28 protein-coding genes and 1 pseudogene are annotated in these 26,998 nt (G+C 40.1%); 6 read left to right on the forward strand and 23 right to left on the reverse strand.

Annotated elements, in window-relative coordinates; all coding sequences use genetic code 11:
• Nucleotides 1-433: 433 nt before the first annotated feature.
• From AC1MCB_RS09395 to AC1MCB_RS09435, 9 genes are all read right to left on the reverse strand, one after another.
• Nucleotides 434-805: an ASCH domain-containing protein gene (locus tag AC1MCB_RS09395; protein WP_479968491.1), complete on the reverse strand. Its 372-nt coding sequence runs from the start codon at nucleotides 803-805 to the stop codon at nucleotides 434-436.
• Complete coding sequence (locus tag AC1MCB_RS09400) at nucleotides 783-1,826, reverse strand: hypothetical protein (protein ID WP_479968492.1); 1,044 nt, start codon at nucleotides 1,824-1,826, stop codon at nucleotides 783-785. The genes AC1MCB_RS09395 and AC1MCB_RS09400 overlap by 23 nt, the downstream gene beginning before the upstream one ends.
• Before the next feature lie 137 nt (nucleotides 1,827-1,963).
• Entirely contained in the window at nucleotides 1,964-2,938 is a 975-nt protein-coding gene (kwaB, locus tag AC1MCB_RS09405; protein ID WP_479968493.1) for an anti-phage protein KwaB, read from the reverse strand.
• Nucleotides 2,939-2,948: 10 nt separating this feature from the next.
• A complete protein-coding gene (gene kwaA, locus AC1MCB_RS09410) occupies nucleotides 2,949-3,431 on the reverse strand; it encodes an anti-phage protein KwaA (protein WP_479968494.1) in 483 nt (160 codons plus the stop codon).
• Between the two features lie 167 nt (nucleotides 3,432-3,598).
• Nucleotides 3,599-4,078: a hypothetical protein gene (locus AC1MCB_RS09415; protein ID WP_479968495.1), complete on the reverse strand. Its 480-nt coding sequence runs from the start codon at nucleotides 4,076-4,078 to the stop codon at nucleotides 3,599-3,601.
• A gap of 140 nt (nucleotides 4,079-4,218) precedes the next feature.
• Entirely contained in the window at nucleotides 4,219-5,607 is a 1,389-nt protein-coding gene (locus tag AC1MCB_RS09420) for a PAS domain-containing protein (RefSeq protein WP_479968496.1), read from the reverse strand.
• Nucleotides 5,608-6,199: 592 nt separating this feature from the next.
• Complete coding sequence (gene ligD, locus AC1MCB_RS09425; RefSeq protein ID WP_479968729.1) at nucleotides 6,200-6,598, reverse strand: non-homologous end-joining DNA ligase LigD; 399 nt, start codon at nucleotides 6,596-6,598, stop codon at nucleotides 6,200-6,202.
• A 245-nt stretch (nucleotides 6,599-6,843) separates the two neighbouring features.
• Nucleotides 6,844-7,230: a helix-turn-helix domain-containing protein gene (locus tag AC1MCB_RS09430; RefSeq protein ID WP_479968497.1), complete on the reverse strand. Its 387-nt coding sequence runs from the start codon at nucleotides 7,228-7,230 to the stop codon at nucleotides 6,844-6,846.
• Nucleotides 7,231-7,320: 90 nt separating this feature from the next.
• Nucleotides 7,321-8,016: an SOS response-associated peptidase gene (locus tag AC1MCB_RS09435; protein ID WP_479968498.1), complete on the reverse strand. Its 696-nt coding sequence runs from the start codon at nucleotides 8,014-8,016 to the stop codon at nucleotides 7,321-7,323.
• Between the two features lie 424 nt (nucleotides 8,017-8,440).
• Between AC1MCB_RS09435 and AC1MCB_RS09440 the strand changes: the two genes are divergently transcribed.
• The 3 genes from AC1MCB_RS09440 to AC1MCB_RS09450 all read left to right on the forward strand — a co-directional run bounded on the left by AC1MCB_RS09440 (nucleotide 8,441) and on the right by AC1MCB_RS09450 (nucleotide 10,685).
• Nucleotides 8,441-8,818 carry a DUF4907 domain-containing protein gene (locus AC1MCB_RS09440; RefSeq protein ID WP_479968499.1) on the forward strand — a complete coding sequence of 126 codons (378 nt, stop codon included), beginning with the start codon at nucleotides 8,441-8,443 and terminating at the stop codon, nucleotides 8,816-8,818.
• A gap of 35 nt (nucleotides 8,819-8,853) precedes the next feature.
• Nucleotides 8,854-9,867 carry a Kelch repeat-containing protein gene (locus AC1MCB_RS09445; protein WP_479968500.1) on the forward strand — a complete coding sequence of 338 codons (1,014 nt, stop codon included), beginning with the start codon at nucleotides 8,854-8,856 and terminating at the stop codon, nucleotides 9,865-9,867.
• An 83-nt stretch (nucleotides 9,868-9,950) separates the two neighbouring features.
• Nucleotides 9,951-10,685 carry a DNA-formamidopyrimidine glycosylase family protein gene (locus AC1MCB_RS09450; RefSeq protein ID WP_479968501.1) on the forward strand — a complete coding sequence of 245 codons (735 nt, stop codon included), beginning with the start codon at nucleotides 9,951-9,953 and terminating at the stop codon, nucleotides 10,683-10,685.
• Between the two features lie 4 nt (nucleotides 10,686-10,689).
• Here AC1MCB_RS09450 and AC1MCB_RS09455 read toward each other — a convergent pair whose 3' ends face one another.
• The 8 genes from AC1MCB_RS09455 to AC1MCB_RS09490 all read right to left on the reverse strand — a co-directional run bounded on the left by AC1MCB_RS09455 (nucleotide 10,690) and on the right by AC1MCB_RS09490 (nucleotide 15,362).
• The gene (locus tag AC1MCB_RS09455) at nucleotides 10,690-10,947 is read right to left on the reverse strand and encodes a hypothetical protein (RefSeq protein WP_479968502.1); all 258 of its coding nucleotides are present in this window, start codon (nucleotides 10,945-10,947) and stop codon (nucleotides 10,690-10,692) included.
• A gap of 148 nt (nucleotides 10,948-11,095) precedes the next feature.
• The gene (locus AC1MCB_RS09460; protein ID WP_479968503.1) at nucleotides 11,096-11,329 is read right to left on the reverse strand and encodes a hypothetical protein; all 234 of its coding nucleotides are present in this window, start codon (nucleotides 11,327-11,329) and stop codon (nucleotides 11,096-11,098) included.
• A 312-nt stretch (nucleotides 11,330-11,641) separates the two neighbouring features.
• The gene (locus AC1MCB_RS09465; protein WP_479968504.1) at nucleotides 11,642-12,628 is read right to left on the reverse strand and encodes a type II toxin-antitoxin system HipA family toxin; all 987 of its coding nucleotides are present in this window, start codon (nucleotides 12,626-12,628) and stop codon (nucleotides 11,642-11,644) included.
• Entirely contained in the window at nucleotides 12,625-12,954 is a 330-nt protein-coding gene (locus AC1MCB_RS09470; RefSeq protein ID WP_479968505.1) for a HipA N-terminal domain-containing protein, read from the reverse strand. Before AC1MCB_RS09470 ends, AC1MCB_RS09465 begins: the two co-directional genes overlap by 4 nt.
• Complete coding sequence (locus AC1MCB_RS09475; RefSeq protein ID WP_479968506.1) at nucleotides 12,951-13,169, reverse strand: helix-turn-helix domain-containing protein; 219 nt, start codon at nucleotides 13,167-13,169, stop codon at nucleotides 12,951-12,953. The genes AC1MCB_RS09470 and AC1MCB_RS09475 overlap by 4 nt, the downstream gene beginning before the upstream one ends.
• Before the next feature lie 968 nt (nucleotides 13,170-14,137).
• Nucleotides 14,138-14,416 carry a hypothetical protein gene (locus tag AC1MCB_RS09480; protein ID WP_479968507.1) on the reverse strand — a complete coding sequence of 93 codons (279 nt, stop codon included), beginning with the start codon at nucleotides 14,414-14,416 and terminating at the stop codon, nucleotides 14,138-14,140.
• On the reverse strand, nucleotides 14,367-15,200 hold the full coding sequence (locus AC1MCB_RS09485) for a Gfo/Idh/MocA family protein (protein WP_479968508.1): 834 nt from the start codon (nucleotides 15,198-15,200) through the stop codon (nucleotides 14,367-14,369). Before AC1MCB_RS09485 ends, AC1MCB_RS09480 begins: the two co-directional genes overlap by 50 nt.
• A gap of 42 nt (nucleotides 15,201-15,242) precedes the next feature.
• On the reverse strand, nucleotides 15,243-15,362 hold the full coding sequence (locus tag AC1MCB_RS09490; protein WP_479968509.1) for a hypothetical protein: 120 nt from the start codon (nucleotides 15,360-15,362) through the stop codon (nucleotides 15,243-15,245).
• Nucleotides 15,363-15,384: 22 nt separating this feature from the next.
• Between AC1MCB_RS09490 and AC1MCB_RS09495 the strand changes: the two are divergent.
• Nucleotides 15,385-15,841, forward strand: a pseudogene (locus tag AC1MCB_RS09495) (acyl-ACP desaturase); the annotation flags it as partial.
• A 297-nt stretch (nucleotides 15,842-16,138) separates the two neighbouring features.
• A complete protein-coding gene (locus tag AC1MCB_RS09500; RefSeq protein WP_479968510.1) occupies nucleotides 16,139-17,413 on the forward strand; it encodes a hypothetical protein in 1,275 nt (424 codons plus the stop codon).
• Here the strand turns inward: AC1MCB_RS09500 and AC1MCB_RS09505 are convergent.
• Nucleotides 17,398-17,688 (reverse strand): hypothetical protein, encoded by a 291-nt coding sequence (locus tag AC1MCB_RS09505; RefSeq protein WP_479968511.1) that lies wholly within the window; start codon nucleotides 17,686-17,688, stop codon nucleotides 17,398-17,400. The genes AC1MCB_RS09500 and AC1MCB_RS09505 overlap by 16 nt on opposite strands.
• 720 nt (nucleotides 17,689-18,408) lie before the next feature.
• On the opposite strand from AC1MCB_RS09505, the gene AC1MCB_RS09510 reads away from it, so the two are divergent.
• Entirely contained in the window at nucleotides 18,409-18,948 is a 540-nt protein-coding gene (locus tag AC1MCB_RS09510; protein WP_479968512.1) for a hypothetical protein, read from the forward strand.
• Nucleotides 18,949-19,737: 789 nt separating this feature from the next.
• Here the strand turns inward: AC1MCB_RS09510 and AC1MCB_RS09515 are convergent.
• The 5 genes from AC1MCB_RS09515 to AC1MCB_RS09535 all read right to left on the reverse strand — a co-directional run bounded on the left by AC1MCB_RS09515 (nucleotide 19,738) and on the right by AC1MCB_RS09535 (nucleotide 26,863).
• On the reverse strand, nucleotides 19,738-20,610 hold the full coding sequence (locus AC1MCB_RS09515) for a phospholipase D family protein (RefSeq protein ID WP_479968513.1): 873 nt from the start codon (nucleotides 20,608-20,610) through the stop codon (nucleotides 19,738-19,740).
• 421 nt (nucleotides 20,611-21,031) lie between these two features.
• On the reverse strand, nucleotides 21,032-21,574 hold the full coding sequence (locus tag AC1MCB_RS09520) for a histidine kinase dimerization/phospho-acceptor domain-containing protein (protein WP_479968514.1): 543 nt from the start codon (nucleotides 21,572-21,574) through the stop codon (nucleotides 21,032-21,034).
• 42 nt (nucleotides 21,575-21,616) lie between these two features.
• Entirely contained in the window at nucleotides 21,617-21,994 is a 378-nt protein-coding gene (locus AC1MCB_RS09525; RefSeq protein ID WP_479968515.1) for a hypothetical protein, read from the reverse strand.
• Between the two features lie 457 nt (nucleotides 21,995-22,451).
• Nucleotides 22,452-25,337: a PAS domain S-box protein gene (locus AC1MCB_RS09530; protein WP_479968516.1), complete on the reverse strand. Its 2,886-nt coding sequence runs from the start codon at nucleotides 25,335-25,337 to the stop codon at nucleotides 22,452-22,454.
• 827 nt (nucleotides 25,338-26,164) lie between these two features.
• A complete protein-coding gene (locus tag AC1MCB_RS09535) occupies nucleotides 26,165-26,863 on the reverse strand; it encodes a hypothetical protein (protein ID WP_479968517.1) in 699 nt (232 codons plus the stop codon).
• Nucleotides 26,864-26,998 lie beyond the last annotated feature (135 nt).

Below are 26,998 nucleotides of genomic sequence, written 5' to 3' on the forward strand. Positions count from 1 at the left end.
CATTCCTTTTGACCCTGCTTCTAGTTCTTTTTATAGAAAGTATCAGGAACTGCTCCCCCGTTCACATTCTGGAAAGCGTCTACTACATTAACAAAGCCGTAGTTTTTGGTTAAGGAATAAAGGGCATCCTGTGTAATTGTCACCGCGGATAAACTCCCTGCAGAAGTTAAGGAATTTACTGCTTGCCAAGTTTCCCTGTCTATCGTTTTTCTTTAAATGACTAGTAATATTATCAACAAAAGGGATTGCTAGCTCTTCGAGGGTAATCTTTGTTTTCTGCTGTTCAATCAGTGAAAGCAACGCCTGCAAATGCAAACTTATAGGTGGTTGAGTTTTCCCCGAACAGCATGATTGCTCTCCACTAGATTCTAAAGAGGGATCATTTATTTGGAAGCAGGTCATTTGAGCGCCTCATTCTAGACATTTATTATACCTACACATAACAAAACGATTGTGGCGGCATTTTCCGGTCAATCACATCACATAGGCTTCGTGGCTCGGCATATATTTTTGCATTAACAATTTGTATAGCATAAGCACGGTTCCGGCCATCAAAATATTCATTGAAAAAACTTTGCTTTATTCCTGCATGCGCCTTGGTTTTTTCCCAGATAAGTTGTGGGGTATCAGTTAGGATAGTGTGAATATCAAATTCCCCTACCACCTGTCCAACAGGCATCGTTGAGTAGATAAGGACTGTTTTTACGTTTTTATTTGAGAAAATTACCTTTCTGTATTCAAACTTCTTCTCTCCGCTAAATATTTTTGATACGAACTCTGGTTTAATCGATAATAATGCTTTCACTTACTCCTCCGAGGTTTAGTATTTGTTTAAACTGGCCATCTGTTAACTGCAAAAAGCCAAAATAAGCTTTTGGATCTAATCTAACCTCATCAAGTAGCTTGCCTCTGGTTAAACGTTTATCGAACGCAGCGTTGTAGGTCATCTTAATTACAAAAAAATTAGGCTTTGATACTTTATAATAGCTTGTGAGTTCTTCTGTATTAAAAACACTGTAATCCTTGCAGTAAAGCAAGTAATCCTCTAAATCACTGAAATCCGCTTTCGTCTTCACTTCTTCAACTACGGCTACCGAGGTGGCAACTGCGCGGTAATAGGCCGGCCCCTGGTAATCAGATGTTCTATAAATAACAATATTGTCACCCGGCTGAAGAGCGGATACGTCCATGTAGCATATATAAATTTTATGTATGCTGTTAGTGTGCGATACATCCTGTATCACATCATAATTTTCCGAGTTCAATAATGAATCAGGAAAGAGGCGGGAATGGAAGGCCGGATAAATGGAGAGCAGATATTTTCCGGTGTGTGGAATTTTTATAAGGGGATAGTCCTTACATATGTCGTTACTGGTTGGGGCAATTACCTTTAACAATACCTCTTCTATCCCATTTGCTGTTTGCTTGGTACCATAATGTATAAAACCGTATTTGTTAAATAAGTTGATTAGGGCGCTATGTTTGGAAAATACAGTAACATAAATCTCCTCTGCGTTTTCTATCGTTGCGTAGTCAAATATTTTTTTCAAAAACCGTTCACCCAATCTGGTACCATGAGGATTAACCTTAAAGGTTCCAACCTTAATTCTTTTTTTTGAGGAGAGTGGCGGAATAATGTCATTCACCTCCCCTGTTTCTGATTTTAGATACAGAAATCCTTCAACGCCGGTATCTTCTAAAACAAAAGCCTTTTCACTTTTATCTGATTTTGCTTTATACCAACTCTCAAATTCATTATAGTCGGCCTTTAAAGAATCAAAAAAGGGATCGGTTAGATCAATAGATTCAAAACTTGAATATTTCATTGGGGAAGGTTAGGGTATGAGTTGTTCATTGGTAAGTTACAATTTGAATTTAGTCAACTGAACGCAGTAGATGATCTACCCGCTCCATGATTCTTTCACTGTTCCACTACAACTGCTTTTCTAACTGCTACTTTAGATTAGGCAATTGCAACATCCTCTTCTACGTCCATTCTATCTTTTGCTAATCCTGCATAATATAACTTCGTTAGTTCTGAGGTTAATAAATCATCATTCATTAAAGCAAGGAATAGCTTTTTTGAGACATGGGTATCTAGCTTCAATTTTGTTCCATCCTCTGATAATCTAAATTTCTTCATAATAGGCCTGTGAGATCTTACAAACTGGATTACAGTTGCAATAGGCAATTGCATAACTGGCGAATTTAACTTTATGCGCATAATATGCTTTGCCAGATTTAATTCTGTAGCCATTTCACGAAGTATCTCAATATCATCCAATAAGCCAATTGCTTCAATAGCTTCAATATTTCGTTCAGCTTGATTTCTAATTGCTGTTTCAAACCCTAACCCATTTTCAAGCGCCCTTAGGTTCGTTACAATAAGGGAATTACCAACTTGCAAGACATCAACGGTTTTTGATAACTTAATTACGTCTTCATCCATTTTAACAAAGCGATGATCAGATTTAAATAATCCAAAATTTGTGTCGGCCCTCATGGTGCTTAGATGATGATGGTGCTTATAAAGTGCAATTTTTTGTTCTTCAGTGCCAATAGTAATTACAAACCCCTTTATATTTCTGAAATCATCATCACTAAATGAAAATTGAGGTCTATCGCTATTATTTAAAACATCGCCCAAAATATTCAGACCAGAAGGCATTTCATCCAAATCATATAGATATGCAGTGTTTTTACGTTCGTCTGCTTCGGTGATTCCTACATAGTTTAGCTCATTATTTGTTAAAAACTTCTCACTAAGGTATTCAAGCAACATTGATTTTAGTTCAGTCGAAGCTTCAATAGAAATATCGGCTAGTCTTAGTTCAGTTGTATTGTTATCATCAATTAATACTGTATATAAAACAAGACCGGAGGCAGCCTGATTGTCTATTTGTAATTGAATGTGAACTCGTAATTCTTGAAGTGTCATATTTAATAGTTTATAATTTGGCTAAAAAAATCTTATCGTCAATATTCTTTAATTTGATAGAATCGCCCACCTTCACTTTTCCACGGACTATTATTGTGATGTTTGCTCGGCTTTCGGTAGACACCTTGTAAATGTGATATCCCCATATTGCTAAAGTGGGATTGGTATAGAAAAGATTAGTTTTGATGTATATCCAGCCAATTAAAATTAGAATCGTAATAAGCATTATCGAACTTCGATCCTTATCAAGATCAATACAAGCAAGCGGCACTATATAGGTTGCCAAAAAGGTTACAGATTCAAAATTTAAGTTTTCTACCTCGGTAATTGCAGTCGGCAGATGACTTGCCCCTTTTTCGAATTTATAATTAAACCGATAATAAAAGAAAACAGCCATTATCATGAAGACAATACTAATAACTACAATAAAGTAATTAGTGAACAATGATGACCAGCCTATCCAAACACAATCATTGCCGAAACAATAAGGCATTTTATTTATAAATAATAACAGAAATAGGAGAAAGAGCGAAATAATATAAAATTCAAATTTTTGCCACATAACGATATACTTTAACGATTTCTTGATAAGAAGTAATTGCATCGATTGAAGAGAAATGCAGATTTTAGGAATTGCAAGCTTTCTAAAAAAATCAATACTTAACCGGTGCAATTAAAAAAGAAATCATTGGGCTTTAAAACGTAGTAAGACAGATGTCCATGATCTTCACATTCCTTGGCCCATAACTTTTGAATAATTTGGCTATTATTATAAATATCATTCATACCCTTAGACCAACTATTCCAAATGATAGGATGAATTCTATCAGCATTATACCAATAATATTCTTCCGCACATAAATTGAAGAAATCCATTGCGGCCCCATGGTATACTTGGTGTATAGGATTATCTAAATCCAATTCGTCATTCTTCAAATTGCGAAGCTCTTTCAAAGAGTTTAATGAACTATTTATCTTATCATACCTGGCGTTAAACTCAGTGAAAAGTTGTTTCATCATTCTATCATCTTCAAGTTTTCTTGTATGTTCAGAATACTTCTTAGACAAAATAAAAATCCAAAAAGCGGCACCTATAGTCGCGAGGCCAGCAATTATACTGGCAATAATATCGTTCGCCATGATTTAAACCTTAGTTTCTTTAAACTTAAGTTATTAAATTGGATATGAAGATTAAAGGTTGTATAAAAGGGTGAACGGTAGGATTTATTGAGGGAACGGTAAAAATGTCTGAGTTGTGATTGGAATGATTGGATGACGGGTTATGATTTATAGCATCTGTTCACAGCTTTATTTAATCTCTCGGTCAGCTGGCTGGTCAGCAAAAATTCAAAATCCTTAATGGTTCCCTTTTCATCACGCACAGACCTGAAAACACAGATCCCAAGAACAGACGAGTTAAAGATCGATTTCAACAGGTCGTTGTTTCGCTTCAATTGCTGATCGGCAAGTTTGCGCCCTGTAATGTCCATGGAAGATATGATCAGGCCGTCATTCAATTTTGCTACGTTGATGACGACCCAGTTTACCGCCCCATCAATAAAAAAATCCTGTTCGAAAGTTTGAGCAAGGCCACTCTCTACGGTATGTACAAATTTTTCGAACACCCCATTCCTAAACGAATCAGGCGACATGATACTTTCTCTTTCCCCAATCAGGTCCCTGCCGTTCCAATAAGTTTTTGCCTGCTCATTTAACAATACCCATTCGAAGTCGATGATCTTACCCTGCTTATCACGTACGGCTTTCCGCACCGAAATAGTGCTGAGAGGAGCGTCAATCACGGCTTGCAGAAGATCCCGGCTTTCCTTCAACTTCTCCTCGGATTGCTTCAAGTCTGTTATGTCTCTCGCAATTCGTAAAATACTCATTACCTTTCCGTGTTCATCCTTTTCTGGAACCAGCCGGGAGTAAAAGCACATTTCACCTTCAGGGCCAGAAATAGGCGTAAAGTGTGTGCGTGGCTGGCCGTCCTCAAATACCTGCCGCATTTTTTCCATAAAGGGAATCGCATGTTCTTCAGGGCCCATATCCATGGCTGTTTTGCCCAGTAGCGCCTCATAACAAAAGCCGGCCTTTGATTCAAACGCGGCATTGGCATAAATCAACTGCAGGTCTCTGTTCCAGCGGGTAACTACATCCGGAATGTTTTCGACAACCGCCATATAATGTTTCTGCTGCTGCAGATGCTCATTATGCGCACGAAGCTCCTCAAGCTCGCGGTAATAAAGGATCTGTTCACTTGCATCTGCCACCTTATGGATGATGTAGCCGATCTGGCCGTTCTTATCGAAAACGGGCGTGTTTGTCACCGTCCAATATTTATCTTCGGCTTCTGCCGGCTGCATATTACGGGTAAAAGCATCATAACGCAGGTAGCTTATGTCATGCTGATCCCCGGTGGCAAGAACCCGCCGCAAAGAACCGGTCAGTTCCTCCGCACTAATGCCAGTTTCTTCCGTATAAAAGGCTTCCACTGATCTGCCCTGAATCTCCGGGCGTGATAAAGATGCCTGTTTCAGATAAGCATTACTTGCGGTAATGATCCGGAGATCTCCTGCTATGATCAGGTACAGATCCGGCACTGTTTCAAATACGGAGAGTGAATGCTCCCAGTTAGAAGTGGCAGAACTGCAAATATTACTGAGCATTATTCTTTGTTTTATTTGTTAGTAACAGATCGCAGTTCAATTGGACTCCAGGGCTACCAAATCGAAAGCAAAATACTAATTAACAGCGGATTAAAAAGTCTTCAGTGCTACATCCTGGAAGCGGATAGAACATAAGGTGCCAGGTAATGTCCTTGGTAGGGAATCGAATTCCCTATTTTTCGGAAAAGTTCCTATAAAACAGGCGCCTTTATTAATCTTTATTCTATTTCGATCTTATCTCCTAAGGCCCGTAATTGAGACGCTACCATATAAAAATCCAGTCCGCTACCGCCGGCCGCAAGCAACGAACAAGTCAAGGGCTGAGTATTGCAACGCTCTTAACAGATCCGCTGAACACCTATTCTAAATTAATCCATCATGATATGTTGAGCCTTATCGTTTATTTTCCTTATCACAGTATCCAGTCTGACCGAGGCTTCGGCAATCATATTGAGAAGGTGTCAATTGATTGGATCGGCCGTGTTATGATTGAACAATGGTACGAGCCCCCATGAAAATTGTAGGTGGCGATTTTCATCAGAGGAGCTTACTCAATATTTTACTGTTGGAAATCCTGGCTTTTTGTCTAGAATCAGTTTAAAAAGATCGCCGCTTTTTTTATACGCTGAATTATCTGATCCATAGTGAAGTTCTTCGGATCAAGTTTACTGTCAACTTCCTTCCAATCGAGCGGGGTTGAAACTGTAGGCCGGACATACGGTCGAACTGAATAAACGCTTGCCAGCCTATCCGCATAATCATTCAAAGTGTAATCGAAAAAGAGCTTTCGTTCCCGATGATCCTTACTGAAAACATCGGTTATCAAATCAGGGATTCGTTTGTGCACAACCTGATAGATGGATTTTCCGAGCGATTTAGCCTCAGCATTGCTAAACCCGGTACAAGGAACAAAAATGTGTAGCCCTCGTTTTCCGGAGGTTTTAACAGCGGCTTTTAACTTGAGGTGATTGTTCGGGATTAGCAGGGGAATTTACCAGTGTCCAGGCATCTCAAATCATATTAATAACAGAAACATTTTTTTTGCTAAAAAAGTTAGCATGCCTTACCTTTGATCCATGACAGTTATCCGGATACGGTATCAAGGGAAAATTCATACCAGGGAGGTAACACGCAACTACAAAGGATGGTACATCATGACCAGCAAAGGGCGAGAATACTGGTTTCGGAGGGATGAAGACGGATGGAACTTAATACATGGGACATTGCCGGGGAACTTTATGAGTCAGATAGCTGAGCAGTTGGAGATGCTGGAAGGGCGGTAACTGAGAGGCCCAGCTTGCTTAGTAGCATCTCTTCATATATTTTGATTATAGTTTTTTGCAACTCAACCACCTGAGTTTCGCACTCCTCTAATCTTTTGGTTAAACTCTCCAGATCTGAACTCCGCTGTTCCTGCGCAGTCTCGTTCCAGCTTAGTAATTGTACCTCCTGCATTCCGTATAAAGTGGAAATCTGCCTCAAACGGGATAAGCTTATGTCCGTAATACCTGTTTCTAATTTAGAGTATGCTGCTGTAGACATCTGAAGGCGATTAGCTACGTCTGTCTGATTCCAGAGTTTTTGGCGTCTAAACAGTCGGATGGTCTCACCTAGCGTCTCCATAAGGTTATTTCGTTTTAAGTCTCGCCCTGTACTTCAATGAATATAACTATAATTATTACCAAAAAAGTTAATAGCCGAAAGCTGACCCTCTCACTTAAAAACCACCTGCTCAAATTCTTCTATATCACCCACCTGGTTAATCTTAACGGATTCTAAAAAGTCTTCATTAACAGGCTTTATCACCTCTAATCTTTTCTCTAATGGTTGCGAGTTATCCAACCAAATATCAGAACCCTCTTTAGTCAGAAACGCTGGCATCCGGTTATGGATCTTTCCCCATGCTTCCACGGCATCGTGGGTTATGACAGTACAGCTTGTGAAAACTTCTCCCGTTTCTTTATTGGTCCAGTCTTCCCAAAGGCCAGCAAGTAAAGTGAAGTCTTCGCCTTTTTGCTTTATGAAGTGAGGTTGTTTTTTCTTCTTTTTCTTTTTTTCATCTGCCCATTCGTCAAGTTCTTCCCATTCGTAATAACCATTTACAATAACAACACAGTGCTTTTTGCCTAACAGCGGTTTCCATATACTGGATTCCTGAAGTTTATCATACCGGGCATTGAAGGTTGAAAGCTTGTTGATCGGTTTCCCCGTCTTTGGATCAGGCTTAGCAAACCAGGGAATTAGCGCCCAGTTTTTATAATCCAGTTCGTTTGGATGACGACTATCTATCACAGGGACTTTACCCGTAGGAGGCACATTTATATCCCTGGTCCATTCGCCGCCTTTTGACTTCAAATCAAAAGCTCCTAAAATGTCATCTGTTGCTGGCGTCGCTACTCTTCCGCACATAAATAGTTTATTCTTTAATAATTATTAATTAATTGCGGTGCTGTTTCAGATTTTGATAATCAAATATAATAATCTAATTATATCCGATGCATCTCGGTCGCAGCAGCCTCACAGACCTAGAGCTTAGACCTCCCGGCTGATTTTAAAAGGGCGCTCTTGAGTCTTTAACTGATCTTTTCAAACGGAATCAAATCGGGGTATGATCAGTGAAACGAACGAGCGTCGGGATGCACTGCACATGATCCTACCAAACAAACCAGCATACATCCGGTTCAACGGCAATAACAAAAATCAGGCAGAGAACCAAGCACGTCATTGTGTGCACTACCAGTACACAATTTTAAAAAAAATTTAGATCTAAGATCTTGCCTTGTAGTTTTTAAGTATTTTTATTAGAGCATAAATCACACTAGGTAAGTTGGTTATGGGAATCTATCTGATTTACGGTAAAATTATCTTAATTATCATTTGGATTATTTTACAACCCGCGCAGCAGTCACCACATCAACAAAGTCATATTCATTCGACAGGTGCAACTCATTCATTAAAATCTAATGTTTTTGAAAAGATCACTTATAAAATCATTCCTGCACTGAATCAATCATTCGGATATGAAATTCTCATCGATGAAAAAGTTATAATTCGGCAAAGTACGGTACCTGGCATCCCTGGAATTAAAGGTTTTAAAGATAGAAAAGATGCTGAAAAAGTGGCCCAATTAGCAATTTCAAAAATCCTCAAGAAGCAATTTCCCCCTTCGATTACCGCTGTAGAACTACGAAAACTAAAAGTTTTAATATAATTATTACATCGTGTGTACGACCAAAAGATAATCTTATGAAAAATTTTCGCTTTTACCTGTTACTACTGGTGCTTTTTGCGAGCTGTCAAAAAGAACCTAATGACAGCTTGCCTTCCCAAAAAGATGTACAGCCGATTGAAATTTCAACTGACGGTGTTTGGACTAGATTACCTGATTTCTTAGGCAGAACACATGCTGTTGGTTTCAGTATTGGGAGTAAAGGCTATATCGGCACAGGCTATAGTTGGACGCCACTGTCGGACTTTTGGGAGTACGATTTAGCTACCGGGGTCTGGGAACAGAAAGCAGCTTTTGGCGGTGGAAAACGAGCAGATGCAGCGGCATTTAGCATCGGTGATAGAGGATATGTATTTGGAGGGGTGAATGAACGAGGAGCCGATGTTGTTTTAAAAGATTTATGGGAGTTTAATCCTGAATCAAATACATGGGAAAGGAAAGCTGATCTGCCAGGGCCACCCCGCTCCCACCCAGCGGGTTTAAGTATTGGCGAACATGGGTACATTGGGCTTGGCTACACTTACTTCAAAGCAATGGTCAATAATTGTCCGGTGGACTCCTTAAAGATATTAAACGACTTTTGGCAATATAACCCTGCGACAGATGACTGGGATGAAAAAGCGCCATTTGAAGGAGGAGCAAGATTCAACGTCGTGTCATTTTCAGTCGAAAAAAAAGGCTACTTAGGAACAGGTGAGCTTTTTGGTGAAAGGAAAGCCGATTTTTGGGAATACGATCCGAATGCCGATAGTTGGAGTAGAAAAGCCGACTATCCCGGAGGACCAGTGTCTGATGCAATTGGTTTTGGCATACAAGAACTTCAACGAGGATATTTGGGAACCGGGCCTGGAGCTGGAACTAAATTCTTTGAGTTTAATCCTGCGGCTAATGAATGGAAGCAAAGGACTAGCCTGCCATCGGGCTCAAGCGGAGGCGTTGCTTTTGCTATCGGAAAAAAAGGGTACATAGGCTCTGGCTTTTCCGTCGATGCAACCTTGAGAGAATTTTGGGAATTTAATCCTTTGTTGTGATCGAAGCTTCTATTAGGGCGTTAATCAGCGGTTAATCCATAGTAACTTAAAAACCAATACTGCAGTTTCCTGTTATCCACTCTATGCCAGAGGGACCAGTAATTCGATTTCTAACTGAGAGGTCTCAGAAATTTGTCGGGAAGAAAGTTTTGAAAGCTTCTGCAATCGACAACTCCCTGAACGTGACTCAACTTGAGGGACAGAAAGTACTCAAAATACAAACATACGGTAAGCAATTCCTGATCTCGTTCGAGAAGATCAATGTCAGTGTTCACCTGATGCTATTCGGCTACTGCTTAATCGACGAAAGGAAAGAAAATGGGAAGCTGCGCCTTGGGCTTGAATTCGACAATGGAGAATTGAATTTTTATGCTTCCAACGTTAAATTTGTGGAAGGAAAACTAGAAGATGTATATGACTGGAGTGTCGATGTACTAAGCCCAAAGTGGAACCCGACTGCAGCAGTGGAAAAATTAAATGAACTTCATAAGATCATTATCTGCGACGCCCTGCTCGACCAGGACATTTTTGCCGGTGTGGGCAACAAGATCAAGGATGAAATTTTGTTTAACACGAAAGTACATCCGGAAAGCAAGGTTGAAAACGTGCCTTTAGCGAAGAAGAAAGAACTAGCCGAAGAAGCTGCTTCCTTCAGTCACAAATACCTGGGATGGAAACGCACGGAAGTACAGGACGAAAATTTTAAAGTGCACTGGAAGGATACCTGTCCAAGAGATAAGAGCCAGATTAAAAAACCCAAGCTGGGGACTAACAAACGAACTACCTACCATTGCCCGGTTTGCCAGGTAAAATATTGATTTATCACTGGTAATGACTGTCTATTCGGTCCCCCACCAGATCAGCCCTCTCCTGGTCGAGATCGCCCTCGAGCCAAACCCAGCCATCGGTTAACCTTTGGTCATGAACAAGAACACCTAGCTTGCTTCGCAACCTGTAAACTATAAACCTCATTTCTGATCTCAGCGGACACCACTCAGGCATGATCAACAATTCGATCTTACGACTCTCCCATTCTACCTCAATGGAAAAGGGCATCTGATCATGTAGGTCGTCGAGCATAAGTATGTTTAGGTTTACAAAAATAAAGCGATTCAGCAAAAAACGTCTACAGTTCGGAGCACATTTATGTGACGGCTGCCGACTTGTCTGATCTCCTAAAGCCAATTAGGTCTTTTGGTGATTACGAAAAGATCCACCATCCGGTCCACTAAGTCTCGTATTCTTTCACTAGAAAAATGGTCTCACCATCTTCATGCAATAAGTACCTACCGGGGTATAACCTGATTTCATGGCCTTCCTGCTTTATTTCCATTTCGTCCATGAAATCTTTACCCATCAATTTTAATGTTTCGTTACCCTCTGTCTGAACATCTTCAAAGTCCAAATTCAAGGGAACCTCAAACTCATCGCCGGGTTCTACTTCTAAAAATTTCAGTTTCACGGCCTTGTTGAAAAAGGACTGCGTCCTGATCCACATCATCAAGGTCGTCGTATCCCAGGCTTAGTGCAATATCGGCAAAGGAGGGCATTAGTATAATGTGCAAATATGCAAATGAGGAAATGTGCAAATGAGGGAATTAGTAATTACGTGACTTGCTGAGTTTTGATGAGATTTTAGCAAGGGCAATGTCAAAGTAAGCAAATGAGTAAGGGCGCAAGTGAGTAAATGTGCAAATGAAGGAAAAAGGTAACAATGTGCAGATGAGTAAATGTGCAAATGAAGGAAAAGGGTGAACGGTAAAAATTATGCAGCTCATTGTTTAATCAATTGTTTTAAACGAGCCTGATAAGACTGCCAATAATTTCTCTTTGTAGTGTCGTCGAGGAAAGAAGCCGAGGTCAGTTTTTCAACTAAATTTGATTGTGATAACATCGACATTATAATATCATTTTGGATTTTATCGCTGATTCCTGCTTTCTCTGCAAGTATGGAAAATTGTTGACTAATTTTTCCTTGAGCTAAGTTTCGGGGTAATAATGCGTCATCCAATGCAAAATCTTTATCTGCTATGTGAATCCGGCTATTCAAAAGATCATAAGCAGGACTTAACCGATAATCTCCCATTGAGGTTTCAAGCACAGAAAAGTTTTTAAAGTGAGCATCGCCATTTGAAAACAGGTAATTAAATACAAGTATTTTCAACAGCTTAGGAGCCTCCAATTTATAAGCAGGTAAATAGGTCTCCATTAATTGAAATAACTCCAAATAGCTTCCTGAATACTTATAATGCTCTCCATGGGTTTGCGGTGTCCTGCTGGCTAAAGAGGCGAAATCATCCTGCGCTAGTTTTGCACCGTCTTCGGTCACATCAAAACGTTTGGTAATATATGCAGGAGTGCCATTTTTAAAGAATATTAATGCGTTTTCAGCTGTTTCTATTCCATATGCCTGACGGGCTATTTGCATGGTTAGGTGCTCGTTAGCCGGCATTTGGTCAGGCTTCTTACCAGCGCCCGGAATCGGCTTCAGAATGTAAGTTCCACGTTCACCTTCTTTGATAAGCCTTAACTTGTTTTTTTCAAGCAAAACGGAGAATTTTTCCTGTACTCCTGAAATAGACATACGCTTCCGATTTTCATCAAAAAGTTCATCTGTTTCAGGATCAGATGTCGGTGAACCATATGGTAAAACGTGATGTACCTTCTTACCACGAAATACTCTATTCAAACAGGCTCTGCTGTAAGTATCAAAGCCTTCTGCCAATGTACCAGGGCAATATTTAATTTCGGGTAAGCTCATGAATTTTCTATTTTTACGACTCTAACAGCCCCGATGCTGTCATTTTTGGCAGTAGTCATCAACAATCCAAAATGATCGTCCTTATCAATTCTATTTAGCCTACACACAACTTCTTTATTAGATCCTTCCGGTAGCATGTTATAAAAAAATGGGAAAAGGAATTTCGAATGAAACTCTTGTTCGATTTTCGGTAAAGTCAAACTGATAGCCGGCTTGTTTCTGTCTGCCATCCAGGAATCGTGGTAACTGAATGTAAAAGAACCGTTATCATGCTGGGTCAATATTCCTGCTTCCTCATCCTTATATAATATTTTCGCCTTTCTCATTTCTTAGGAGATATATCTTTAAGTTTCAGACAAACTTCCATACCCAGAACGTCGGCCAATTTGTGTAAAGTCAGGAGCGTAGGATTGCCTTTTCCACTTTCAAACTGTTTTAAGGTTCTTAATCCAATGCCAGACAATTCGGCCAAAGTTTCCTGCGTTACCTGTAACCCGGCCCTTCGTCCTTTAATTGTTTTTATTAGCTCTTCGAAGTGCATTATAAAGCTCTTTTTTATACAAATATATACATCAGTTTCAATATGTCAAGAAAAAGAGCAATAAAAAGCACTTTATAGTATACTTCTAAGCTTTAAGTAACCGATTTATTTGATTAGTGCATTATAAAGCACTACTTGTGAGTGGATCCGATCAGAAACTGAGGATGAATTCGGCCGAAAGAAACCTGGTACAATCAGCAATATAATAAAACAACACTGCTGATAGTAAACCTCGACTCCATCCGGGACTGAAAAGAATTGGAAGAAGGGTGAATATCATATTGTTTTCAAAAAACCGAAGGCCAAAGTCGGTGCAGGAGAAAATTTTCAATAGTATAATGGAAACAAAAAAAGGAATGTATCATTTAACTTCCTTCGACGAAGTGGATAATATTATTGAAAATATAAAGAAGAATGATTACTCTACGATTTCTACGTTCTTTTAAGAAAATTTAAAAAAATCTATAAGGAAAGACTAACTGGAAACAGTTGGTCTTTTTTTGTTATTACCGGGCACAAGTAAGCAGGTAGTTTCTTTAATACTCTTCGCTTATCGACAAAATCAACATAATTGACAAAACAAATAGCATTTTCATTATGTAGATGGCCTGCATTTAAGCTTTGGTCTTACTCACCTGGTTCTTTAATGAAAATACCTTCTCCATGATATCATCCATTCGTTCATAAAACGTGGCAAGGTTCTCCCGCTCTAGCAGGATTAAATCACTTTAATTTCCTGTTGTGGGCCTTAAACCAGTCCATAACATGGCTTTACTTGACCGAAGGTCATATTGATCATGAAATTCCGGAAAAGCTTTTCAGGTCCGTCTGAAATAGTGACGGGTTTTTTGGTATCTGTGATGATTTATGGTAGTTAAAGGAATGAGAAACGACTCATTCTACCTCAAGAACCACCATCCGACTCACTAAGAATCATACTCTTTCACTAGAAAAATGGTCTCACTATCTTAATGCAAAAAGTACCTACCGGGGTATAACCTGATTTCATGTCCCTCCTGCTTTATTTCCATTTCGTCCATAAAATCTTTACCCATCAATTTTAATGTTTGGTTACCCTCTGTCTGAACATCTCCAAAGTCCAGGTCAAATGGAACCTCAAACTCATCGCCGGGTTCAACTTCCGTAATTTCAGTTTCACGGCCTTGTTGAAAAAGGACTGCGTCCTGATCCACATCATCAAGGTCGTCGTATCCCAGGCTTTGTGCGGTATCTGCAAAGGAGGACATTAATATAATGTGCAAATAAGCAAATGAGGAAATGTGCAAATGAAGCAAGGGTGAACGGTAGGATTATTGAGGGAACGGTAAGGAAATGTGCAAATGAGCAAATGAAGGAAAGGGTAACAATGTGCAAATATGCAAATGAGGATGCTCCCAGCGGAGAGTGACGTGCCCAAAAGCCTTCTGCATAAACAAGCTTTCCGATAGCTCCATCCTCGAGCAATTGCTTGGCTTTTTCATTTCCCAAAGATGATACACCCTGGCTACCAACCTGGAATACTTTGCCGGTTTGCTTCTGAGCCTTAATAACATCCGGCCCCTCGGTTATCGAATGAACCATCGGTTTCTCACAATACACATGCTTTCCAGCTTTCATTGCTTCTATTGAAATATGCTGATGCCAATGATCTGGCGGTGCCACGATCACCGCATCAACGTCCGGGCGGCTTAATATTTCCTTGTAGCTTTTGGTTGTATACAGATCTGATCCCCACCGAGTTTGCGCCTCCTTTAATCTACCATCATACAGATCGCATACTGCCACTAGTTTGGCTCCCGGAACCTGCAACCCGGTCAAGGTATCCTGCACTCCCATACCACCGGCACCGATTAGTGCAATGTTAATCTGATCATTAGCACTTGAACCAGGTTTTATCTTTATTGATTCATAATACGTTGACTTACCGTCTTCTGATGCTGCGAAAACGTTTGATCCAACTGCAACTGCCGCAGTGGTTGCGGCTAGCTTTCTTATAAAACCTCTTCTGGACTCTTGAGAATCTTCTTTCATATTACGTTTAAAATTCATTGGGATTTGATTGACTGGCTTGTCTTATTTAAGCTCTTTGACGCGGATATCTTTCCACCGAACCTTTATTCTGCCGCCGTCGTGAATTTGCAATGCAATAAAACCATTGCCCTTACCTAGCCTATCATCTTTTAATTCGACCATCTTTTTACCGTTAAGCCACGTTGTAGCTTCTCTGGGTAAAAAGGCAGGTGATACTTTATTGTCTAAAATGTGTGGGGTAATTGCTTCAGATGAGGCCCGCCATGCTAGGCCCACAAAGATTTTATGGGAGAGATCTTCCGTGTTGATCCCAATGAGGCGATGATCGCCTTCGAAGATATGATGCGCCAGAAAATTGTAATGCCTGCTCACTTCTTGCGTGAAGTTGGTTTGAAGATGGGACAAACTTTTGGTCACTTTACTGACGCTGCACAGCGTTTAGGAGTCTATACCGCGGTTGATTACGTGAACATTATGAAGCAATTGATTGTTGACTGGAATGTGAAAGCCTTGGTGGCTTGAATGAAAGCGGTGAGAAAGCACGTGATTATGTAATACAGTTGCCAAATCGATTGCTACGAGTTGCCGAGCGAATGAAAAATCCGTCATTAGAATATAAGTTTAGCTGGATAGCAGGGTAACGATTTATAAATAGAAGGGGTTGATTTCAACCCCTTCTAAGAAAAAGACCTAAGATATTAAGGCTTTCCTGTGAGAAAAGCTTTGATATGTTTTGTAATTGCCCAGCCAGATTGTTGAGTGCTGCCCAGCGCTGAAAACCCGACACTCGAATCTAAGTTCAGTTGGTTATCCCTGATAACAACGTAACATCTTAAAACAATCCGAAGCAGAAACGCTTCGGTTTTTTTTGTTCCCAGCCGTCGGCCTCTTTCAACTCTTTTCCGTATCCTCGTCAACATTTTTTAAAATTAGCTTTTATGAAAAAACTTTTTACTCTTTTAATCTTTATGACAATCGCCCCGGCAGTTGTGCGGGCACAAAAGGGCTTTGACGTAGGATACATAGTGACGCTCCAGGGCGATACCATCCGTGGCCTGGTGGAAAATAAGAATTGGCGCACCAACCCGAACACGATCCGTTTTAAGCATACCGATGGCCGGTTAAACCTTTACAGCCCTACGGAGATCTCGGGATTTGCCGTTGATAAGGATCGATATGAAAGCTTTGTACTGCTTGTTGATAAAATGCCAAGGCAGTTGGATCAACTCAGAGATCAAAAAAGTCTGATACGCCGTCTGGACACCGTGTTTTTACGAACATTGGTGCAAACACCCGTATTAAGTTTATATCATTTCATTGATTATAAAGAACACCTGTTTCTTCGTAGAGGAAGCGATATCCCGCAGGAACTTTATCGAAACGTGTTTTTGAGAGACCTGGCGAGTAAAACCGTATTAGTTACCCAGAATGAGTATCAGCAGCAATTGGCAACTTATCTTTCAGACTGCCCTGACTTGGCAGACAAGTCCTTAATCCTGCCGTTTCGCTCTGACGATGTTAAAAACTTGGTCAAACAATATATCGGGTGTAAAAACCTGATCCTGCAATATGAAAGCAAAAGAGAACCGCTTAAGGTTGAGCTGGACGTATTTGGGGGCCCCGGCTCTGTTCAAACTTCTATTAACGGTATAACGCCGGGAGTTTGGAACGGCAAGTTCAACAGTGAATTAAATCCGGCTGTAGGTTTAAGGCTGAACCTGGTGCTGCCCCGCAGTAAAAACAAATACAACATTGTTAACGAGTTGATGTACCGGGGATATAAAATCGAACAGAATAAGCCGATCAGTTCTGGTTCTAGCGATGAGATTTATCACCTCCGTATGGCATTTTCTTATATAGTATTAAGCTCCGCTTTACGGTATAATCTTGCCGGAAAAAATAAACCTTCTCTTCCCTATATTTTAGCTGGTATATCAAACGGTTTCATGATCCGGGCCGAGAATTCTTCCAATAAAACAATTGATTTAGGTAGCGGCCCGAAAACATCTTTTGCCCGGGCCTTTTACAACCAGGTTACTAAAGAAAATGATTTCAGAAAGCACGAACAGGGCTTTTTTGCCGGTGCTGGTTTAGAACGGCAAAAATTAGGGCTGGAGTTTCGGTACAACCGGACAAATGGCTATTCTCCTTATCCCGAGGTGTCTACTACGGTAACCAATTATATGATTCTGCTTTCTTATCGTCTCAGGTAAAAGCGCAAAAGCTTAAGCTCGACCCCACAATTAATAAGCCGGATGAAGGTTGAAAAAAGACAGAGAGGGGCATCCTTTCGTGCATTCTCTGCTTTATAAGGATTCACTTTATGAAAATCTCTTACACTATTGCGGCAATGTCCTTCGTCAAGGCCATACCCTGACGCCACCATCTCCTTCACCGAATAGCCGGCATCGTGCAGCAGGCTGATAAACTTACTTTTGCTTATTAGTTCGGGTAATTGGTGTTCAAAGCTTATTTTTTGTTCGCTCATAATTATACCATGTTGCATGCCTGACCATTCATTTCAAGGCTGCACGCTTAACATGGTTAATTTAGGTTTAAGAACCAAGATTAACAATTATGGAGTTGGAAAAAGGGTGAACGGTAGGGATTATTGAGGGAACGGTAAAAAATGTGCAAATGTGCAGATAAGTAAATGTGCAAATGAAGGAAGGGAACAGTTAATCAATGTGCAAATATGCAAATGAGTAGATGTGCAAATGAAGGAAAAAGGTGAACGGTAAGGCAATGTGCAAATATGCAAATGACGAAATATGCAAATGATGGAAGAGGGAATGGTAAATTGCTGGACTTTGATGGAAATGATTGGATGATGAGCTATGATTTATAGCGCATGAAGATTGGGCATGAGGGGTAAGGTTCTTATATTCATTTTAAATTAAAAAATGCTTAACTTCATTTTAACTTAAAGAGCATTCTCTTTCAATAATTAGTAATATTAAAAAGTAGCACTATATTTGTATCATTATTTGTATCCAATACTCATGGATATGAACGCAAAAAGACTCATGGGAGCCGATAATTCATATAACAGGTTACATAAAAAAACTGATCAAATTCAGTATTCACTGACTCTGGCCCCTACTCCTGCCTCCTACAAGCCAGTGGCATGCACAGCAAGGCTTATACGAAGAAACTCATCTGATATCAAAGCAGCAAGAGTTTCCGCCTATAAGTATCTTGTTCCTTAATGTTTGATAATCCATTTGTATTCGGTAAGGTTAGGACTCAAGAGGCTCTAAACGATAAATACCTGATAAGTAAATCGACGTACCGGTTCAAAAGTGTTAAGAATGATTATTTAGCAGAAGCTGAACATTACAAAGGGAATATTTTTATAATCAAATACTTCCTAAAAAAACACAAATCCAGTAATAAGAGGTTTAACCTGCTTACGCATGAGTTTAGTTGTTCGAGAACCGTTTCTACCTGTATTCATATCATGTTGGCAGTTTTAAAGAAAAACCCGACAGCCAGTTTCGGCTTTATGGGAGCTCATACAATCAATCTGGCTGAAAGATTTGAAGAAAAACGATCTAATACAAAACGGTTTAGAATCTATAAATACGCTATTGAAGAACTAATAGGCACTGAAACGTTTACACATTTCATGAATGAAGAAAACAGCACCTATTTGGTAGTTAATAATAAAGTAGAATCAGTTGATGCCCTAAGCACTCAAGCTGACAATATGTTTATGGATATTTATCCCCAACTGGCAGGTATTTAAGTGTATCAATTTTCATTTCTTCAATGAGTTATCCGAGCGAACGTTCAAGTAACTGACCATGAACCCAATGGGCACTACTATTAAATTTTCATATACGTATCCAAATCCATTGGATCCGATCCTTTAGTGATTTTGGATTTTACCGCTAAAAGTTTCCAGTCCATTAAGAATCATATTGTTTCACTAAAAAATGCTCTCACCATCTTCATGCAATAAGTACCTACCCGGATATAACCTGATTTCATGCCCCTCTTGCTTTGTTTCCATTTCGTCCCTGAAATCTTTACCGATCAAATTTAATGGTTCATTACCCTCTGTCTGAGCATCCCCAAAGTCTACATCCGAAGGACCTCAAGCTCATCGACGGGTTCAAATTCCGTAATTTCAGTCTCCCGGCCTTGTTGAAAAGGACTGCATCAATATTAACAATTTTTTGATATTATCTCCTAATATGTGACAAATTAGGACATAATGCTATCCTTGTTGAGGAGTAGTGAATGAAATCCAGGTCTAATGCTCTGCTTTAGAACATGCCAGAAACCTCAATCCTTGGCGTATGTTTAAATTAGGGTGTTTAGGCCTAGTCCTTGTCCTGTGTTGATGTGATTCCCATAATGTTTCAAAGATTACGAGAACCTATGCAATCTATCTGCGCAACAAAATGTATAACGGTGCCATGTTTAAGCCAACCATTTGCTTTGAGGAGTAAACAGGCAAAGTTTAGCAGGCTGGATAGTTGCGAAAGCTCACAATAACTTGACTTATCCTCGATTCGCGAATTGAGGATTATCACCCTCTTTCCCGTGCCTGTTTCCAGTATTTCCCCAGGATTGGCTTTTTAAAGCACGTATCTCCGTTAGCAGCGTCGCCTGAAAAGTGGCAATACTTTTCCGGGTATTCGTCATTCCCAAATTGCAACCAAATTCGAAAGGCATCTTTGGAATAAGGCATTTGTAAATCAAATGGAATTTGTCGGCCGGTACGAATGCAGTAACCTAAAGACGATGGCCGGTTGTATGAATAGTCAACCATAGGCTTTTTATCATATGACCTATATCCCGAGAAATTGGTTGACTTTTCTTTACTGCTGAAGAACTGGTCCAGTTCGTCGACTTCAACTTTAGAAGCGAGGTAGCTCTTTTTCAAACCGAGCATGCTGGTCTCAATCTCCGGAGCATTCTTAAAGAGCAGCGTACTGTTTTCAATGACTTCATTAAAATAGCAGAAAGCATCATCATCAAGACCGGCATCTTTACTCCAGCCTGTAAGCGCACTCACAAGGTTCCCGGGAGTCTGCATATAAACGCCTGCTTCTATGTTGACATTTTGAGAAGCATCATAAAGATTTAAGGAAGTAATTAAGGCGCCATCCTCGCTTGCGTAGTACTTTGCATGCAGGTTCTTTTCATAGCGAATTTCAATATTCGGAAAGGTCTTTAAAAAGTCAGCATCTTCCAGGGAGATACGGTTCGTTCCTTTCTCTGCTTTCCCAAATACAACAGTGATCTGCAATTCAGAGTTTGATTTTTTAAGTTTTAACTGATCCTTGATCCGATCATGAAGTTTAATGTAAGGGGAAATGAGAAACAAGTATTCATCTGCATTTCTAATAATGTTCTCTAATACACTGTTCAGATTATTGCCTTCTACAAATTGAGCCATGGGTTATAAATATTGTAAGATATCCACCAGGTACATCATCGAGAGCAAAAATGATAAACCATTATTTCGCTAAACTTAAGTTTTTTTATCACTTCCGGCAATTAATGGAATTTAAAAATGGTGAACGGTAGCGATTATTGAGGGAACGGTTAATCAATGTGCAAATGAGTAAATGAGTAAATGTGCAAATGAAGGAAGGGGTAACAATGTGCAAATGTGCAGTAGAGGAGATGGGCAAATGTGCAAATGAAGGAAAAGGGTAACAATGTGCAAATATGCAAGTGAGTAAATGTGCAAATGATGGAGGGGTGAACGGCAGGGATTATTGGGGGTTCGTTGGAGGAGCGAATCAAGCATACTATGGCCACATACGTATTTTTTTAACCACTTAAACGGCCATGGGATGGTTAGATTTTCTAAATTAATCATGGTCGAAATCCTGAGCCTTATCGTTTATTTTCCTTATGATAGTATCAAGCCTCGTAGAGGCTTCGGCAATCATACTAAGGATGTGTGAATTAATCGGATCGACTGCGTTTTCATGATTAAACAATGGCACAAGTCCCATGATACCAGCAAGCGGACTTCTGACTTCATGGGATTGTATCCAGGCAATTTCCCGCAACTGTCGGTTTTGTCTTTCTATCGTTCTCAGATGCAGATATTCCGCGGTAATGTCCCTGGAGAAGCAACTGATTCCATTAACCCTGTCATTTTTATCCCGGATGGGGTTAAAGCTGACTTCTTCAAACCTGTCTTTGCCCTCATGCCTTTGCTCCAATATAATTTTATAGGCTTCGCCGGTAAACGCCCTTTTGTAATATTGCTGCATCTGTCGGCAGAACAAATCTTGCCCTTTTACCTTCAAACTCAATGGTGTGTGCATAAATATGTACGAAGAATATTTCCCCGCTTTTCCGACTATGTTTCCATCGGCCAAAATCAAAGTAAGTTTCCGGAACATCCAGGTTCGCTTTTGTGAAGGCTGCAATTTCTTCCGGAGGTCTTATTGATTGGCATTAATAGAAAGAAACTCCTCCCTGTCATAACCATATTGACGCAAGGCGGCTTCGTTGACCTCCAGAAATTCAAAGGTAAGATCGTCATAGATATACATGGGTAGCGGGCTTTCGTCGAATAGCCGACCGTTATGGGCGTTTCCTTTACGGATCCGCGCAAGTCTGATTGCTTTTAGCAGGTCGTAGTGGTTGAATTCTCCCTTAACCAGGTAATCCTCTGCCCCCGTTTTAATCGCTTCTATAGCCCTTGAGATATCCGCAAAGTCTGTTAGTCCAATAACAGGAACCTGTGGAAATTTTGCAGAAAACCCTGAATGAGATCCTTGCCCGGTGAACCCGAAAGAGACAATGCCGCTATGATGCATTCAGGATCACTATTACTCGCTTCGCCGGCCTGCATAAGATTGGTGCAAAATAAGACCTCAGGGTCGGCATAGCCTATAGTTAATAAATGCTGCTTTATTATTGAGATAACATCTGCATTATCCTCCATGACTACAATGCGATATTTACTCATGTTTCTCTGTTAGAATGATAGCTGGTAATTTAGGAGTTAAGTTTTCCTTTGATTAAAGGTATTTACTCTATGCATACTACGGGAAAGGTAAAATAGTGTTTTAGTTTTTCTCCATTTAAAAGTTAAAGAAGGCCTTTAGTGACCAGCCTGTTCAGCAATGGTATGGCAGCAACACCAGTCAGGTTCTGCTCTAAACCAGGATGGTTTTGTCGTATTACAGGCGCTTAACCGGTAGCGGATGGGTTTTCATGTCGTTATTACAGAGTGGAGCATTAAGAAAGTTCTAAAACGGCATGCAAGAAGGCCTACAGATCAATTTTTTGAGTTTTATCAACAATATCTCTGATTAACACATCTAATTCCTGAGCTGAATCATGAAGATGATTCAAAATCTCAGTCTGATTTATCGTGTCCTGATAATTTTTCATCAAATCAACTAAACTCAGGATACGGGATACTGGTGACCGAACCAGGTGAGACTGTATCCAGGCAATTTCCCGTAGATTTATATTTTGCTCTTCAATAGCCTGAATGTACTTTATCCGTTCTGTAACATCTTTTGAATTAAAGAGAATCCCTTTAATTGCTGGATCGTCGGCAAGGTTTGTTGCGATAGATTCCAGCCAGCGATACTGATCATCGTCCGCTCTGTACCTGTATGGAGAATACTGAACGCGTTTTTGCGTTTGTAATAGCGCCAAAGTTTGAGAAACCCTTTCCCTGTCGTCTTGATGGATACGATCTAACGCTTTTGTACCTATCATTTCCTTGAGTTCTAATCCAAGCAGAGTATTATAAGCTGGACTTAAATACTTATAATGGCGCTTTTCGTCCAGGATACTAATTAAGTCAGAGCCTTCCTGAACTAGTGCTTTAAAACGTTGTTCGCTTAATTTTAAAGCAGTTGTATGAAGTTTACGTTCTGTTACATCCTTAAAATAAACTGATAAACCGTTATCCGAAGGATAAGCACTCACTTCATACCATTTTTCTAAAGACGGATAATAGTCTTCAAAGAGAACGGCATTATTTGTATTGATGGCCTGATTGTATTTTTGGTAAGAAACGGAATCTATACTTTTCGAAAAGACGTCCCACAAATTTTTGCCTACGATTTCTATTTTGGGCGTGCTCAACATTTTTTCTGCCTGGCGGTTCCAGTAAGTTACTGTCCAGCTTTTATCCACGGCAAAAAACGCATCACCTATGCTCTCAAGGATCGTGTTCTTTTCTGCCAAAGTAGAAATAAGGTCCGTTTCAGCTTTTTTCTTGTCAGAGATGTCAATTCCGACGCATTGAATTTCAGCAGGCTGACCCTCCGGGTCTGTGAGACAAATGAAATCCCAAAAGGTCGTCTTTACACCCCCGTTTCTGGCGGGCTTGTCAATTTCAACCTGGAAAACTTCGTTCAGATTGGCCAGGCACTTTTCAACAGTAGCTATCACCCGGGGGTGATGATACTCCATAACAGACGCCTTACTGCTTATGCCAATTAAATTAATTTGGTCGTGAATCCAACCAAAATCATCCATGAACTTTTGGTTGTAGTAGGAGTAATTACCGTTAAGATCGATCCGGAGAATATAATTGGTTTGCGAAGCAATGATCCCCATAAGGCGGGATTCGCTTTGCTGCAAGGCAAATTCGTCATTCTTCCTTTTAGTAATATCCTGCATGGCACCGACCATTCTTGTAGCTTTGCCTTGCTCATTCCGGATGACGAATCCCCGGTCGGAAATAAAAGCATATGTTTTATCTGCCTTCAGATATCGGTATTCTGCAGTCCAATTTAATTCTGCTCCATCAACCACCTGGTATATTTCTTTTAAAATCCGGTGAATATCGTCCGGGTGAATACGGTCTTTCCATGAATTGCGATTGGTTACATTCTCCGAGGGTGTATACCCGAAAATAGTTTGGATTCCTTCGCCCCAGTATGTAGTTTCAGCATCCAGGTTCCAATCCCATATAACATCTGACGTTGCTTTGGTTACATAATTAAAGCGTTGGATACCTGATTGTATGACTGCTTCGGCTTCTTTACTTTCGGTGATATCCCGAATAATCATCGAGGTTCTTTCTTCGCCATATGCATCGACAAAAATCGCCGACGAGACCTCTGCGGGAAATTTGCTTCCATCTTTTCGTAGAAACGTAATTTCACCTTTTGCTTTGCCTTTTTCCCGGCGTTCCTTCAATAAAAGATTTAGCCTTTGGTCGGCACGATCAATCAGTCCAAACCTTCCCGCCTTACAAATTTCCAACTCAGTCATTCTGAAAAGTGTACAGGCAGCCGGATTCGCTGACAGAATTCTGCCGTCAGGTACCGTAAGAAGGATGCCATCCATGCTATTTTCGAAAAATGCCCGAAACTTTGCTTCGTTATGTTCTAATTCCGCTTTAACCTGCGCAGCTTCTGTAATATCTTTCATGGTTACAAAAGCACCAATTATATTACCTTCCTCGTCACGAGCCGGTTTATACCTTAAACAATAAATCTCCTGAAAACCATTCGAAAGGGGAATGACAAGTTCTGTGGATATTGCTTCGCCACTTAATACTTTTTGATATATAGTTCTGACAACTTCCCTTCGTTCTGGCTGTGTATATTCTAAAATTGGGTCACCCTTCTTTACAATCCTGCCAAAATGGCTTTCGAAGAGTTTATAGAATTGCTGATTGAACGAAACGATCTTTAAGTTTTTATCCAGTAAAAGAAATGATTCTTCTGTGTTATTGATAAGGACGTTCATTTCCCATGCGGCCTTCCTCTTCTCTGTAACATCGTTTACAATCTGCTCCGTTACATCTGTCGATACACAAAGGAGAAGTTCGACCTCACCAGCCGCATTTAGAATCGGGGAAATTTCGGTACTCCAGTGTCTGATTTCGAAATTTTCAGTGCCTTGAATTGGAATACTATATTTTTGTGTATCCATTTTGCGAGGCGCTTTGGAAGCAATTACCATCTCCAGGCATTCTTTCATTTCACGACCCCCATTTGCTCCCGGATTATTTGTGAGAACTTCAAATATTCCGTTATTGATTAACTCGCAGTTGGGCACACCTGTAGTCCGGCAAAAAGCTTCATTAGCACTAACGATCGTAAAACGGGGGCAATCAGGCAATACAATCAGGCACCCGGACGGAAAAGCGTTGAAAATCGCCTCAATGTGTATGGAATTAATCAACTTGGGTCAGCATAGGAACAATGTTATAAATAGTGCATTCAAGGTTGCTCATCCCTTATACGAACAAATAGGGTTTCAGTTTTATTTTTTTTAGCAGTTTTTTATTGTTGACAAGAGCCATCAATTTCGTTAAGAATGCCTGAGACTGAACTCCCGGATTATTAGATCGATACGGTACCCGTAATGCTATGGGAGCAGACTATATTATCATAAGCGGGGCGATTCCGGAAAGGATGAACCTCGATTCCGGGAAGGCATTTAGATAAAAGGCATATTTCCCCATATGATCATCGTTTGGTACGAGATTTTCGATAACTGCGATTGTCTAGCCCTTTTATCGCAACATGTCTCTCGCAGAATACCCAGCTTTAGTTTTCAAAACAATTTTGCATATACAAATCTCATGATGCCAGGTGAAATAATTCCTCAATATAAAGCTATCGGGGTTAATTACTTGATAAAAAGGGTGAATGGCAGGATTTATTGAGGGAACGGTAGGGAAATGTGCAAATGAGTAAAATGTGCAAATATGCAAATGAGTAAATGTGGAAATGAAGAAAAAGGGTGAACGGTAGGGAATATTGAGGGAACGGCAGGCAAATGTGGAAATTAGTAGATGTGCAAATGAAAGAAAGGGTGACAATGTGCAAATATGCAGATGAGGAGATGTGCAAATGAGGATTTAGTAATGACGGGAAATGCTGATTTTTGATGGGATTTAGGGAGGGTTTGTCAAGGTGAGATCCTCTCCTATCAGCAAAGAATATGCAGATGAGTAAATGTGCAAATGAGGATTGGTAAATGTGTAAATAACAATTCAATATTGTTTACACCAATCTGAGCACAAGAAGGGCAACAACTGAGAATACCAGAAACATTACAAACAAAACTGCGATTGCTCCACCTTTCAATTTGTTTTCTGGTTGGACCGGGAAAGGACTTTGAAGAATTGCTAACATTAGCACCCAGGCAACCAGAGCAGAAACGATTCCCAATAATATTCTCACAATGCTTATTGAAAGGAACCAGGGAGATACTAAAATCAATAGTGCACCTATCAGCCCGAAACCATTAATAATATTCCTCCACAAAATTTTTCTTGAATCCTTTGTTGCCTTTATCGTATACCTTAAGTTCAGATCAATAACCCGATTATAAGGTATTAACAGACAATCTCCCGGAATATCTTTGAGACAACCGGACGTTTTTGAAAATCGCTGAGCCCCTGTTAAATAGATTGCTTCAAGTTCACCCGTTTTTGCCGAGATTGTATATTGGGTTAAAAAACCTGAGATCATCCTAGATGACCCATCCCCATTATCCAGGATAACGTCTGCTGAGGTTGACAGTACAGTTCCGGATCTTGAATTGCGAAAGTCGTCAGATGATAATATATCTCCTTTGAAATAGTAGTGCCACTGGTTGGCAAACCTAAAAACCTGGAACTTAACATCAATTTTAAAGAACCTAACTATTATATGTAAGACCGTTCCCAGTAGGGCTGCAACAAAAATCGAAGCAAACATATAGGCCAGTGCATAACCTAAGTTACTTGTTGAAAAATCTGGAATACTATGATTGGAAAGCTCACCGTATACTTGCGACAAGGGCTGCCGGATGGTATTAAAAGTAAAATTAAAGGTGTTACTAAAAATAACAAA

The organism is Daejeonella sp. AP26 (assembly GCF_056680515.1).